Origin of the sequence: Microbacterium sp. (assembly GCF_047602155.1) — a bacterium.
Taxonomy (GTDB): Bacteria; Actinomycetota; Actinomycetes; order Actinomycetales; family Microbacteriaceae; genus Microbacterium.
This window is the reverse complement of record NZ_JASGHZ010000001.1, coordinates 121206-134213: the sequence shown is the minus strand read 5'-3', so window position 1 is coordinate 134213 and position 13008 is coordinate 121206. Positions and strand designations below refer to the sequence as shown.

The window sequence follows — 13008 nt, the reverse complement described above, 5'->3', positions numbered from 1 at the left end:
GGCTAGTCTCGCACGGCGGGCTTCGACGCGGCTGCCCCGCCTCGCATGCCGACGTAGCCGAGCACGTCGAGCGCGGCGTCGACGGTCTGCGCGATGAGGGCACCGTCGATGGGCGGCAGGCCCGGCATGACGACGCGCATGAGGAGCGGTCCGGTGAGGAGATCGGCGATCCAGGCCGGGTCGGCGCCGGGGGCGATCTCGCCGCGCATGACGGCGCGCCCGAGGATGACGCAGGTGTAGGCGCGGCGCGGGGCGAGGTATCCCTCGACGAAGGGCCGCATCCGTTCCGAGTGGACGCTGAGCTCGCCGATCCAGCCGGCGAAGCCGCGCGTGACGACGGGGTCGGTGAACAGCTGCTGCTGGCGGCGCTGCACCTCGCGGAGGTCGGTCACGAGCGCGCCGGTGTCGATGTCGTCGTCGCGCCCGTGCCGGGCGGCGAGGATGCGGGGGACGATGTCGGCGAGGTCGCGGAAGCGCCGGTAGAACGCGGGCTTGTTCGTGCCCGCGCGGGCGACGACGTCGTCGACGGTGACGCGGGAGTAGCCGCGTTCGGCGATGAGCTCGGCCATGGCCCGCATGATCGCCGCGTCGATGTCGGTGTTGCGGGGGCGGCCGGTTCGCGTCATAGTGTTACTGATAGTAACGTAAGTTGCGTCGGGCGAAGGATTCGATGGGGGAGTGTCATGTACAAGACGATCGTGCGGGCGAAGGTGCGCGCCGTGTTCGACCGGATCAACGAGGGCGACTACCTGACGATGGTCGACGGGCTCGCACCCGAGTTCGAGTACGTCTTCCACGGCGAGCACGCCCTCGGCGGACGCCGCACGTCGCGCGAGGCGATGGTCCGCTGGTGGGAGCGGACGCTGCGCCTGCTGCCCGGTGCGCGCTTCGACATCCAGGAGATCCTCGTGAACGGCGGCCCCGCGCGCACGCGCGTCGCGCTGCGGTCGAAGGTGTCGGGGACGCTCCCCGGCGGCGTCGCCTACGCGAACACGGTCTTCCAGTTCCTCACGCTGTCGTGGGGCAAGGTGACGTCGGTCGAGACGATCGAGGATCTGCAGGTGCTCGAACGCGCCCTGCGCGCGGTCGCCGCCGCCGGCATCGACGAGGCATCCGCCGCCCCGATCGAGTAGACGCGGCGGATGCCGGCCGCGGTGGCGTGGTGGCGCGGTGGCGCGGTGGTGTGGCGGCGCGGTGGCGCGGTGGCGCGGCGGCTCGTTCATCCGTCGCAAAGCGTGCCGAAACCCACCGGTGGCCGTGATTCGTGACGGATGAACGCGGTGGGCATGGCTTCATCCGTCGCAAAGCGTGCCGAAACGCACCGGTAGGCGTGATTCGCGCCGGATGAACCCGGCGGTGCGGTGGGCGTGGCTTCGTCCGTCGCAAAGCGTGCCGAAACCCACCGATGGCCGTGATTCGCGCCGGATGAACGCGGTGGGCATGGCTTCGTCCGTCGCAAAGCGTGCCGAAACGCGCCGGTAGGCGTGATTCGTGACGGATGAGCCCGGCGGCGCGGCGGGCGTGGCTTCGTCCGTCGCAAAGCGTGCCGAAACGCGCCGGTAGGCGTGATTCGTGACGGATGAACCCGATGGCGCGGTGGGCGTGGCTTCATCTGTCGCAAAGCGTGCCGAAACGCGCCGGTAGGCGTGATTCGTGACGGATGAACCCGATGGCGCGGTGGGCATGGCTTCATCTGTCGCAAAGCGTGCCGAAACGCGCCGGATGCCGTGATTCGTGACGGATGAACCCGGCGGCTATGCCCCGACCGGGCCCAGCCACGCGGCGGCGACGGTGGAGTGCGCGGACTCGGGGTCGGAGGGGTGGAACATCCCGGCCAGCACGTCGCGGGAGAGGCGGCTCAGCTCGTTGCGGGTGAAGTACGACGAGCCGCCGGCCACCAGCATCGCCTCGTCGACGACCCGCTTGGCCGTGACCACCGCGCGGTGCTTGAGGCCGCTGAGCTTCGCGAACCACAGGCCGCCGTGGTCGGCGCGCGCGTCGATGTCGGTCGCGATTGCGGCCAGCTGCGGCAGCATCCCGTCGTAGGCGAGGGCCATCTCGGCGATGCGCCAGCGGATGTCGGGGTCGTCGCTGTACGGCATCCCGGTCTTCTTCGACACGCGGCCCCGGGCCGCCGCGACCGCGAGGTCGAGCGCGCGCCGCGCGATGCCGGTGTACACCGACGCCAGCAGCACCTCGAACACGCTGAAGATCCCGAACACGATGGGGTCGGGGTTCGGCCCGGGATCCACGCGGCGCACAACGCGATCGGCCGGCGCGACGGCGCCGTGCAGCTCGGTCGTGCGCGACTGCGTGCCGCGCATGCCGAGGGTGTCCCAGTCGTCGCGCGTGAGGACGGCATCCGAGCGGGGCACGAACGCGTAGACCATCTTCGGGCCGTCGGGCGAGGTGGTGTCCAGGCCATGCAGTCCGAGCTGCGTCCACACCGGGGCGAGCGAGGTGAAGATCTTCGTGCCGGCGAAAGAGTATCCGCCGCCCGGCAGGGGCTCGGCGACGGTGTCGCTGCCGAACAGCACGAGGTCGTTGCCGGCCTCGCTGATGCCGAATGCGAAGACGTCGCCGGATGCCGCCCCCTCCTGCACGAACCGCAGACTGTCGATGCCGCGGTCGGCCAGCACCTTGGCGACCCCGGTCCAGACCAGGTGCATGTTGATCGCGAGGGCCGTCGCCGGCGCCGCGGTCGCCAGGCGCTGCTGCAGCGCCGACGCGTCGGCCAGGCTCAGGCCGAACCCGCCGAGGGCCTCCGGGACGAGGATGCGGAGGTAGCCGGCATCCACCAGCTCGGCGAGATCCTCGTCGGGAAAGCGGTTCTCGGCGTCGACCTGCGCGGCGCGGGAGCGGATGCGCTCGAGCAGGTCGTCGGGGAGGATGCCGGCCGGGTCGAACGCCGTCATGCCAGCTCCGCCAGAGCCTGCTCGAGGTGGCGCATCGTGTCTTCGGGCAGATCGCGGTGCGGCGAGTGGCCGGCGCCGGTGACGACCGACATCGAGATCACCGGGTTGCGCAGCACCTCCTCGGCGAGTGCGCCCTGGAAGATCGAGTACACCGCCGGGTCGCTCGCGATGATGTGGGTGGGGACGGCGAGGCGGGCGGCGTCGGCGCGCACGTCCCAGGGGGTGTTCTGCACGTCGGTCTGCTCGACCGCCCAGCGGCTCGCCTGCTGCGCCGACAGCGCCTTCAGCTCGATGTCCTGCTCGTGCCAGGCGGGGTGCTCGGCGCGGACGGCGGCCTGCGACGGGTCGGCGAAGGCCGCCTCCTGGCTCGCGCGCACGGTGTCGCGGTCGCCGTCCGCGAGGTGGATGCCGGGGTCGACGAGCACGAGTCGCCGCGTCCACGCGGGCGAGCCGGCGCTCGCGACGGTGGCCGCGGCGCCGCCGAGCGAATGGCCGATGACGAGATCCCACGGGGCGTCGTCGTGCGTGCCGGTCTGCGCGACGTCGGCGGCGTACGCGGCGATCGTGTAGTCGAGGGCGCGGGGCGCCGTGCCGTGCCCGCGCAGGTCGACCGCGGTGGCGTGCCAGCCGGCATCGGCCAGCCACGCGCCGTACCGCCACATGAGGGCGCCGTTGGAGCCGAGGCCGTGGATCAGCAGGGCGCGGTGCGAGGCGCGCGGGTCGCCCCACGACAGGCGGGGCAGGGTGACGGGTGCGGGCATGGTTTCAGCCTAGATGAGTGAGTCCGTTTGGCTTGTTTGGCTCTGACGCGGCGTGGACGCTGTTAATGCGAGGCGGAGGGTGTTAACCCCGGTGTGTGAAAACTGAACTCAACACCCTCCTGATCACACTCTACGTCCACCTCGATGACCGGATCCTTCCAGCGATCGGCTTCACCCGGGATCGTTCACCGGGCCGTAAGCCCGCGCTCAACGACGTCGAGCTGTTGTGTCTGCTGGTCGCGCAGCATCTGCTCGGGATTGCGTCGGACCGTAAGTGGATCCGGCACGCACGGAAGCACTTCATCGGGATGTTCCCGAACCTGCCTGGACAGTCCGGATGGGGCAAACGCGTCCGGCAAGCCACTGGGCTGCTGTCGGCGGTGATCACCGAGCTCGCTCGCGACACCCCGTCCTGGGGTGAGATCACCCGGCTGGTCGACTCGACCCCGGTGCCCTGCGCCGCGTCGAGGGAGACCGTGAAACGCTCCGACCTGGCCGGGCATGCCGGCTACGGGTACTGTGCATCCCACTCCCGATACTTCTGGGGGTTCCGGCTCTACCTTGTCTGCACTCCCGACGGGATGCCCGTGATCTGGGGGCTCGCGAACCCGAAGATCGGAGAACGCGAGGTCACCGAGGCACTACTCCGGCACGACCAGCATCTCGTCCGCCCTGGACAGGTGATCGTCGGCGATAAGGGGTTCGCGGGCCGCGAGTTCGAGGCCTTCATCACCGACGAACTCGGCGGACACCTGATCCGTCCCGACCGGAAGGACGAGAACCCCAGGTTCGGGAAGCTCGGCGGCATCCGGCAATGGGTCGAGTCCGTGTTCGACACATTGAAAGGACAACTCACCCTCGAAGACCACGGCGGCAGAACACCCGCAGGGGTCTACTCCCGCGTCGCCGCCCGCCTCCTCGCCCTCGCCGCCGGAATCTGGCACAACTGGCTCACCGACGCCCCCAACAAACGATCCCTCATCGCCTACGACCACTGAAAACGATCGGACTCACCCATCTAGGCGTGCCGCGGCCGCGCGAGCGCCGCGCGGTAGGGGGGCGCGTCCCGGCCGCCGGCGGTGCCAAAAGCAGGGCGAAACGGCCTTTCGGCGTCCCAGAGGGAGCGGCAGGTGCGATCCGCCCTGCTTTTGGCACGCGCTCGTGCCCTCGGACACCGTGTGCCTAGGACACCGTCGAGACCGGCTCGGTGTCGGGGATGGGGCTGATGTCGCGGTGGCGCAGGTCGGGGAACCCGCGCACGCACGTGGCCGCCACGATGACGCCCGCGAGCGCGAAGCCGGCCGCCGTCCAGTAGGCGCCAGGAGGGCCGGAGCTGTCGATGAGGAAGCCGGCGACGGCCGAGCCGGCCGCGGCGCCGATGAGCTGGCCGGTGCCGATCCATCCGTACGCCTCGGCGGTCTCGCTGAATTTGACGGATGCCGAGGTCATCGCGAACATCACCGCCAGCGCCGGCGCGATGCCGATGCCGGCGAGCAGCAGCGATCCGCCGATCCACCAGAACGTCAGCGAGAACACGGTCGCCGACAGGCCGACGGCGACGACGAGCAGGCGTCGCGCCATCGCCCACGGCCCCATCGGGATGTGCCCGAACGACAGGCCGCCGGCGAGCGACCCGATCGAGAAGATCGCGAGCACGATGCCGGCTTCCAGCCCGCCGTGCCCGAACGTCGCGACGACGCCGGCCTCGACGGCGGCGCACGCGCCGATCAGCAGCACGCCGATGACGGTCGCCAGCAGCACGACGGGCTTGCCCAGCACCTTGCCGAACGCGCGCCGGCTGCGCGGGATGCGGACGCGCCCGACCTCGGGCGAGAGGATGAACCATGCCCCGCCGCCGACGAGCACGGCGACGATCAGCAGCAGCGCCGGGACGGTGCCGACCTGGGTCGCGACGATCGTGATGACCACGGGCGCGAGGATCCAGATGAGCTCCTGCAGGCTGGCATCCAGCGAGAACAGGGGTGTCAGTTGCCGGGCGTTGACGAGCTTCGGGTAGATCGTGCGCACCGCCGACTGCACCGGCGGCGTCGAGAGCCCCGCGACGAAGCCGAACGCCATGAAGCCGACGAGGGGCAGCGGCGCGAGCGCGACGACCAGCAGCGCCGCCGCGCAGACCGCCGTCGTCGCGGTGAGCACGCGCCGGATGCCCCACATGCCCATCCACCGGCTCGTCACCGGCCCCGCGATGGCCTGGCCGACGGATGCCGCCGCCAGCACGAGCCCGGCCGCGCCGTACGATCCGGTCTGCCGCTCGATGTGCAGCAGGATCGCGAGGCTCGTCATGCCGTTGGGGAACCGCGCCGTCAGCTGGGCCGCGATGATGCGCGCGACCCCGGGGGTGCGCAGCAGCTCGCGGTAGGCAGACATCCCTCCAGGGTATCGCCCGGATGCTGGGCACTCGCCGGGCGGGGCGCCCTCCCGCGGTGCGCCCCGGCATCCGTCGCGACCCGCGCGCGACACGCCGCGACACGCCCGCGACACGCCGAAGAGCGAATTCCACAGGGATGCGATGTCGGAACCCCGGCGTAGCGTGCCGAACTGTGGAGAACGCTCCGAATGCCGCCCGGAAAAGCCGGTGATTCAGGCGTTTTCCAGGTTCGCGACCGATGTCGCGAACTGTGGATGAAACGGTGGAGAACCTGTGTTGTATCGAAGGACAGCGGTGGAAAACTACACGGATGTAACTACTACCCCTTGTGGTGCTTCCCGATGTCGATACCCATATGTAGTATTGAGCTCCCGGCAAGGCATCGGAGCCCGGTCGACGGCAACACAGCGGAATTCAGGGGAGAAAGAGTCGGAAAATGGCGATCACGGTCTACACCAAGCCTTCGTGCGTGCAGTGCAACGCGACGTACCGCGCACTGGACTCGAAGGGCATCGACTACGAGGTTCTCGACCTGTCCGAAGACCCGGCAGCGCTCGAGCGCGTCAAGTCGCTCGGCTACCTGCAGGCGCCGGTCGTCGTCACCGACGAGGACCACTGGTCGGGCTTCCGTCCCGACAAGATCGACGAGCTGGCTTCCCGGTTGGCGTGACGGCGATGAGCGCGGCGACTGCGACCGAGGCGCCGCTGCTCGTCTACTTCTTCGAGCGTGTCGGGCAACACCGCCCGGTTCATCGAGAAGCTTGCCGAGAGACGGCACTGGCCGGCTCTGCGCATCCCGCTGCATCCTGCCGACGCCCCGCTGGTGGTCGACGAGCCGTATGTGCTCGTCACCCCCACCTACGGCGGCGGGCAGGGCCGCGGCGAGGAGAAGGGGGCGGTCCCCAAACAGGTCGTCCGGTTCCTCAACGACGAACGGAACCGGAGCAACCTGCGCGGAGTCATCTCCGCAGGCAACACCAACTTCGGTGAGGCGTACTGCCTCGCCGGCGACATCATCAGCCGCAAGTGCACCGTGCCGCACTTGTACCGGCTCGAACTTTTCGGCACGCCCGACGACGTCGCCCGTGTGAGCGACGGATTGGAACGATGGTGGAAGCTGCAGTGAGCCAGGCGACCTTCAAGACCGATGCGCGCTTCGAGGGGCTGGACTACCACGCCCTCAACGCGATGCTCAACCTGTACGGCGACGACGGCAAGATCCAGTTCGACGCCGACAAGCGGGCTGCGCGCGAGTACTTCCTGCAGCACGTCAACCAGAACACCGTCTTCTTCCACTCGCTGCGCGAGCGCCTCGACTATCTCGTCGAGAAGGAGTACTACGAGGGCGCGGTGCTCGAGAAGTACCCGTTCGCGTTCATCCAGGCGCTCACCGAGCGCGCGTACGACGCGAAGTTCCGCTTCGAGACGTTCCTCGGCGCGTTCAAGTACTACACGAGCTACACGCTGAAGACCTTCGACGGCAAGCGCTACCTCGAGCGCTTCGAGGACCGCGTCGTGATGACGGCGCTGGGCCTGGCCGACGGCGACCAGCGCCTCGCCGAGCAGCTCGTCGACGAGATCGTCTCGGGCCGCTTCCAGCCCGCGACCCCGACGTTCCTCAACACCGGCAAGGCGCAGCGCGGCGAGCTCGTCAGCTGCTTCCTGCTGCGCATCGAAGACAACATGGAGTCGATCGCGCGCGGCATCAACTCCGCCCTGCAGCTGTCCAAGCGCGGCGGCGGCGTCGCACTGCTGCTGTCCAACATCCGCGAGGCAGGGGCACCGATCAAGCAGATCGAGAACCAGTCCAGCGGCATCATCCCGGTCATGAAGCTGCTCGAAGACAGCTTCAGCTACGCCAACCAGCTGGGCGCGCGTCAGGGTGCCGGCGCCGTGTACCTGTCGGCGCACCACCCCGACATCCTGCGGTTCCTCGACACCAAGCGCGAGAACGCCGACGAGAAGATCCGCATCAAGACGCTGTCGCTGGGGGTCGTCATCCCCGACATCACGTTCGAGCTGGCCCGTAACGGCGAGGACATGTACCTCTTCTCGCCGTACGACGTCGAGAAGGTCTACGGGGTGCCGTTCGGCGACATCTCGGTCACCGACAAGTACCGCGAGATGGTCGACGACTCGCGCATCAAGAAGACGAAGATAGGCGCCCGCGAGTTCTTCCAGACCCTCGCCGAGATCCAGTTCGAGTCGGGCTATCCGTACATCATGTTCGAAGACACGGTGAACCGGGCCAACCCCATCAAGGGCCGGATCAACATGTCGAACCTGTGCAGCGAGATCCTGCAGGTGAACACCCCGACGACGTACAACGAAGACCTCTCGTACGACCAGATCGGCAAGGACATCTCCTGCAACCTGGGGTCGATGAACATCGCCCTGGCGATGGACGGCAAGGACCTCGCCGGCACGGTGGAGACCAGCATCCGGGCCCTCACCGCGGTGAGCGACCAGAGCCACATCTCCTCGGTGCGCTCGATCGAGGACGGCAACGACCGCTCGCACGCGATCGGCCTCGGCCAGATGAACCTGCACGGATACCTCGCGCGCGAGCACGTGCACTACGGCTCGGAAGAGGGACTGGACTTCACGAACATCTACTTCTACACGGTGCTGTTCCACGCGCTGCGCGCGTCGAACCTCATCGCGATCGAGCGCGGCACGACCTTCGACGGGTTCGCCGACTCGACGTACGCGTCGGGGGAGTTCTTCGACAAGTACACGGATGCCGCGTGGGTTCCGCAGACGGAGAAGGTCAAGGAGCTGTTCGCCGGCATCCACATCCCGACGCAGGACGACTGGCGCCAGCTGAAGGCATCCATCCAGGAGCACGGCATCTACAACCAGAACCTGCAGGCGGTGCCGCCGACCGGGTCGATCTCGTACATCAACAACTCGACGAGCTCGATCCACCCGATCGCGTCGAAGATCGAGATCCGCAAGGAAGGCAAGATCGGCCGCGTCTACTACCCGGCGCCGTTCATGACGAACGAGAACCTGGAGTACTACCAGGACGCGTACGAGATCGGCTACGAGAAGGTCATCGACACGTACGCCGCCGCGACGCAGCACGTCGACCAGGGCCTGTCGCTGACGCTGTTCTTCAAGGACACCGCCACGACGCGCGACATCAACAAGGCGCAGATCTACGCGTGGCGCAAGGGGATCAAGACGATCTACTACATCCGCCTGCGCCAGCTCGCCCTCGAGGGCACGCAGCTCGACTCCTGCGTCAGCTGCATGCTGTAAGACCCGGTCGTTGAGCGAGGGCGCGCGCTGCGCGCCCGAGACGAAACGCAGTGAGGAAAGAAGAACGAAATGACCCCCCACGAACCGCTCAAGCTCGTCGACCACGTGCAGGCGATCAACTGGAACCGCATCCAGGACGACAAGGATCTCGAGGTGTGGAACCGCCTCGTGAACAACTTCTGGCTGCCCGAGAAGGTGCCGCTGTCCAACGACGTGCAGTCGTGGGCGACGCTCACCCCCGAGGAGCAGACCACGACGATGCGGGTGTTCACCGGCCTGACGCTGCTGGACACCATCCAGGGCACGGTCGGCGCCGTGTCGCTGATCCCGGATGCGATCACCCCGCACGAGGAGGCGGTGTACACGAACATCGCGTTCATGGAGTCGGTGCACGCGAAGAGCTACTCGTCGATCTTCTCGACGCTGTGCTCGACGCCGGAGATCGACGACGCGTTCCGCTGGTCGGTGGAGAACCCGAACCTTCAGAAGAAGGCTCAGATCGTCATGGACTACTACCGCGGTGACGAGCCTCTCAAGCGCAAGGTCGCCTCGACGCTGCTGGAGTCGTTCCTGTTCTACTCGGGCTTCTACCTGCCGCTGCACTGGTCGAGCAAGGCGAAGCTGACGAACACGGCCGACATCATCCGGCTCATCATCCGCGACGAGGCCGTGCACGGCTACTACATCGGGTACAAGTTCCAGAAGGGACTGGAGAACCTGACGCAGGCCGAGCGCGACGAGTTGAAGGACTACACGTTCTCGCTGCTGTTCGAGCTGTACGACAACGAGGCGCAGTACACGCAGGATCTGTACGACGGCATCGGCCTGACCGAAGACGTCAAGAAGTTCCTGCACTACAACGCGAACAAGGCGCTGATGAACCTCGGCTACGAGGCGATGTTCCCGTCGACGGTGACGAACGTGAACCCGGCGATCCTGTCGGCCCTGTCGCCGAACGCCGACGAGAACCACGACTTCTTCTCGGGCTCGGGCTCTTCGTACGTGATCGGGAAGGCCGTCGCCACGGAAGACGAGGACTGGGACTTCTAGAGGGGGAGAGCAGAGTGCAATGTCGCACCCGAGAGTGTCCATATCGACCGGTGAGCTGATCGGTCGAACATCAGAAGGCGTCGATGTCTCCCTCGGCATCCCCTATGCGGCGCCCCCGTTTGGCGAGAACCGATTCCGGCTGCCGCAGCCCGTCACAGCCTGGTCGGAACCGCGAGACGCAGGGGCGTTCGGGCCGACTTCTCCGCAGACGCCATACCGCGCACGAGTGGCAGAGTTTCTCCCCAGCATCAACGTTCCAGGCGAGGACATCCTTACCGTGAACGTCTGGTCGCCCAGCGGGGCGAAGAACCTGCCCGTGGCGGTGTGGATTCACGGCGGTGCGTTCGAGAAGGGATCGGCCGCGCTCGATGTCTACAACGGGATGTCGTTCGCTCGCGACGGCATCGTGTTCGTGTCCATGAACTACCGGCTGGGAAGCGAAGGTTTCTCCGTCATCGAAGGCGCGCCACGGAACCTCGGTCTCGAAGACGCTGCCGCTGCGGTGCGCTGGGTCCGTGCGGAGATCGCGTCGTTCGGCGGTGACCCCGACAGGATCACGATCTTCGGTGAGTCCGCCGGCGGCTCGATGGTCGCCGCACTGCTGTCGCGTCCCGAAGGCCAGCTTGTTGCCGGAGCGATCATGGAGAGCGGTCCTCTACTCGTCGACGACCCCGAGAAGGGCGCAAAGCTCAGCGCCGATCTCGCGAAGCGCCTTGGCGTCCCCGCGACACGCGAGGGCTTCCTGGGCGTCACGCCCGACGATCTCCTGCGGGCTCGACGTGAGCAGGTGGGGAACAAGACCATCCTCACCGGCGCGCCGTCTTTCGCGCTCACGCGCGACCCGGACACGCTGCCCGTCGATCCGGCTGTCGGGGTGATCCAATCGCCCGTCCCCATGATCATCGGCGCGAATTCCGACGAGGCTCTGCTCTGGTTCTCGCCGCAAGACCTTGCGGGGGTGAAAGGGTTCAAGTACTGGGCGGGCAAGAAGGTGCTCAAGGTATCGAAAGCCGCCGAGCAGGCCTACCGACAGGCGTTCCCCGATGCCAGTTCAGGCATGCTGTTCTCGAAGTTCATCACCGACCTGCTGCTGCGCGGTCCTGGTCTGCTGGCAGCGAAAGCCCGGCCGGCGCGGACGAACGTCTACGAGTTCACGTGGAAGACCGATGAGAACGACCTCGGTGCCGGCCATGTCATGGAGGTGCCTTTCGTCTTCGATGACCTTTCTTCGCCGGACGCACAGAAGCTCGTCGGGAAGAACGCGCCGCAGGCGCTCGCCGACGCAGTGCACGGCGACTGGGTGCAGTTCATCACGACGCAGAGGGTCGACTGGCCCGTCTTCCAGGAGGGAAACCAGGTGCGGTTCTACACCGACCCGGTGGCGGTCGGGCCGGTGCCCCACGAAAGCACCGTCACCACTCTCATCCGCGACGCCCAAGCAGCCCAGAAGAGGTAGTTCCACCGGAAAGCCCCGCGTATTCGGCGGCGCGTTCCAGCAGTTGCGGTACACCGGCTTCGAGGAGGGAGGGTGAGCGTGCGTTGCTCACCACGTTCCGGCCAGCATGCGCACGGCAAGGATGACGACGACCACGCCGACGAGTAGGTCGGTCCATGTCGCAAGGGTCTCTTGCGCGTTCTTGCCGCGTTTGGTGACGTGCATGAGACCGGCGATCAGCAGGAACACACCGCCCGCGACGCCCGCCGGCAGTGCCCAATCGGGGATGATCGCCAGCAGCCCGGCGATTCCCATGCCGATGTTCGCGGTGCCGAGCTCTTTTGTGAGCTGACGCTCGGCGGTGCTCGTCTGGGACGACCCGAGGATCTGCGCGGTCGGGCCCTTGCCCGAGGTCTGTACGAACCCCGCGAGCAACAGTCGCGAGCCGACGCCCCAGAAGACCCACCACTTGCCGAACACCAGAAGGGGGTCACCCCCGACTGCGATCAGTTCCCAGACGCCACACGCGATCGGCAGCACGATCGTCTGCGCGATCACCACGATGAAGTAGCCCATGCCGCCACCGTAGACCTGGCCGGCCGTGCCGGTCGGAAGACGCGTCACGACCGCGGGACGACGACGGGACCATGGTCCCGGGCGCCGGGACAGCCCGGCTGGGTGATGGCGGACCGGATTCCGGTCGCCGTCCGATGCGCGGCACGCGGGCTCTGAGCCTCGACATCCGCTCGGCGACGGCTCGCAATCGCTAGCATTGTGTCCATGCCACAGGCTCCCCGCTTCAGTCCGGTCATCGCGCTGCTCGCGGTGTCGGCGATGTGGGAGGAGCAGCTGTCGACGGTGCTGAAGGATCTCGGCATCACGACCCGCAAGTTCGGGCTGCTCGGGCACATCTACGCCGAGCCGGGCATCTCGTTCTCCGAGCTCGCGCGCCGCTCGCACATCACGGTGCAGTCCGCGCACACCGCGGTGCGCACCCTCGTCGACGATGGACTCGTCGAGGATGCCACCTCCCACGCCGGCGCCGCCAGCGTGCTGCACGTGACCCCCAAGGGCGACCGCGTGCTGCAGACCGCGCGCGATCGCCTCGCCGAACTCGACGGCGCGCTGGCCGTGCGGCTGCCGAAGGTCGCGGCATCCCTCGACGGCATCCGCGCCGGCATCGTCTGATCCCCG

General features: G+C 67.7%; 13 protein-coding genes and 1 pseudogene. 8 read left to right on the top strand and 6 right to left on the bottom strand.

Annotated elements, in window-relative coordinates:
- Positions 1 to 2: 2 nt before the first annotated feature.
- On the bottom strand, positions 3 to 626 hold the full coding sequence (locus QM720_RS00595) for a TetR/AcrR family transcriptional regulator C-terminal ligand-binding domain-containing protein (protein WP_415124070.1): 624 nt from the start codon (positions 624 to 626) through the stop codon (positions 3 to 5).
- Between the two features lie 57 nt (positions 627 to 683).
- Here QM720_RS00595 and QM720_RS00590 point away from each other — a divergent pair, with 57 nt between their 5' ends.
- Positions 684 to 1133, top strand: a complete 450-nt coding sequence (locus QM720_RS00590) for a nuclear transport factor 2 family protein (RefSeq protein WP_415124068.1) — start codon at positions 684 to 686, stop codon at positions 1131 to 1133.
- Between the two features lie 159 nt (positions 1134 to 1292).
- Here QM720_RS00590 and QM720_RS00585 read toward each other — a convergent pair whose 3' ends face one another.
- From QM720_RS00585 to QM720_RS00575, 3 genes are all read right to left on the bottom strand, one after another.
- On the bottom strand, positions 1293 to 1685 hold the full coding sequence (locus tag QM720_RS00585; protein ID WP_415124066.1) for a hypothetical protein: 393 nt from the start codon (positions 1683 to 1685) through the stop codon (positions 1293 to 1295).
- Between the two features lie 69 nt (positions 1686 to 1754).
- Entirely contained in the window at positions 1755 to 2915 is a 1161-nt protein-coding gene (locus QM720_RS00580; protein WP_415124064.1) for an acyl-CoA dehydrogenase family protein, read from the bottom strand.
- Positions 2912 to 3676, bottom strand: a complete 765-nt coding sequence (locus tag QM720_RS00575; RefSeq protein ID WP_415124062.1) for an alpha/beta fold hydrolase — start codon at positions 3674 to 3676, stop codon at positions 2912 to 2914. The genes QM720_RS00580 and QM720_RS00575 overlap by 4 nt, the downstream gene beginning before the upstream one ends.
- A 95-nt stretch (positions 3677 to 3771) precedes the next feature.
- On the opposite strand from QM720_RS00575, the gene QM720_RS00570 reads away from it, so the two are divergent.
- Complete coding sequence (locus QM720_RS00570; RefSeq protein WP_415124060.1) at positions 3772 to 4674, top strand: IS982 family transposase; 903 nt, start codon at positions 3772 to 3774, stop codon at positions 4672 to 4674.
- Between the two features lie 184 nt (positions 4675 to 4858).
- Here QM720_RS00570 and QM720_RS00565 read toward each other — a convergent pair whose 3' ends face one another.
- Complete coding sequence (locus QM720_RS00565) at positions 4859 to 6064, bottom strand: MFS transporter (protein ID WP_415124058.1); 1206 nt, start codon at positions 6062 to 6064, stop codon at positions 4859 to 4861.
- A gap of 437 nt (positions 6065 to 6501) precedes the next feature.
- On the opposite strand from QM720_RS00565, the gene nrdH reads away from it, so the two are divergent.
- The 5 genes and pseudogenes from nrdH to QM720_RS00540 all read left to right on the top strand — a co-directional run bounded on the left by nrdH (position 6502) and on the right by QM720_RS00540 (position 11835).
- Entirely contained in the window at positions 6502 to 6735 is a 234-nt protein-coding gene (gene nrdH, locus QM720_RS00560; protein ID WP_215488156.1) for a glutaredoxin-like protein NrdH, read from the top strand.
- Between the two features lie 5 nt (positions 6736 to 6740).
- A pseudogene (nrdI, locus tag QM720_RS00555) lies at positions 6741 to 7191 on the top strand (class Ib ribonucleoside-diphosphate reductase assembly flavoprotein NrdI).
- On the top strand, positions 7173 to 9329 hold the full coding sequence (gene nrdE / locus QM720_RS00550; protein ID WP_415124056.1) for a class 1b ribonucleoside-diphosphate reductase subunit alpha: 2157 nt from the start codon (positions 7173 to 7175) through the stop codon (positions 9327 to 9329). The pseudogene nrdI and the gene nrdE overlap by 19 nt, the downstream one beginning before the upstream one ends.
- A 69-nt stretch (positions 9330 to 9398) precedes the next feature.
- Positions 9399 to 10379 carry a class 1b ribonucleoside-diphosphate reductase subunit beta gene (nrdF, locus tag QM720_RS00545; RefSeq protein WP_415124054.1) on the top strand — a complete coding sequence of 327 codons (981 nt, stop codon included), beginning with the start codon at positions 9399 to 9401 and terminating at the stop codon, positions 10377 to 10379.
- Positions 10380 to 10413: 34 nt separating this feature from the next.
- Entirely contained in the window at positions 10414 to 11835 is a 1422-nt protein-coding gene (locus QM720_RS00540) for a carboxylesterase family protein (RefSeq protein WP_415124052.1), read from the top strand.
- A gap of 87 nt (positions 11836 to 11922) precedes the next feature.
- On the opposite strand, the gene QM720_RS00535 is transcribed toward QM720_RS00540, so the two are convergent.
- A complete protein-coding gene (locus QM720_RS00535) occupies positions 11923 to 12438 on the bottom strand; it encodes a DUF6790 family protein (RefSeq protein ID WP_415124050.1) in 516 nt (171 codons plus the stop codon).
- Positions 12439 to 12594: 156 nt separating this feature from the next.
- On the opposite strand from QM720_RS00535, the gene QM720_RS00530 reads away from it, so the two are divergent.
- Positions 12595 to 13002 carry a MarR family winged helix-turn-helix transcriptional regulator gene (locus QM720_RS00530; RefSeq protein WP_415124048.1) on the top strand — a complete coding sequence of 136 codons (408 nt, stop codon included), beginning with the start codon at positions 12595 to 12597 and terminating at the stop codon, positions 13000 to 13002.
- Positions 13003 to 13008 lie beyond the last annotated feature (6 nt).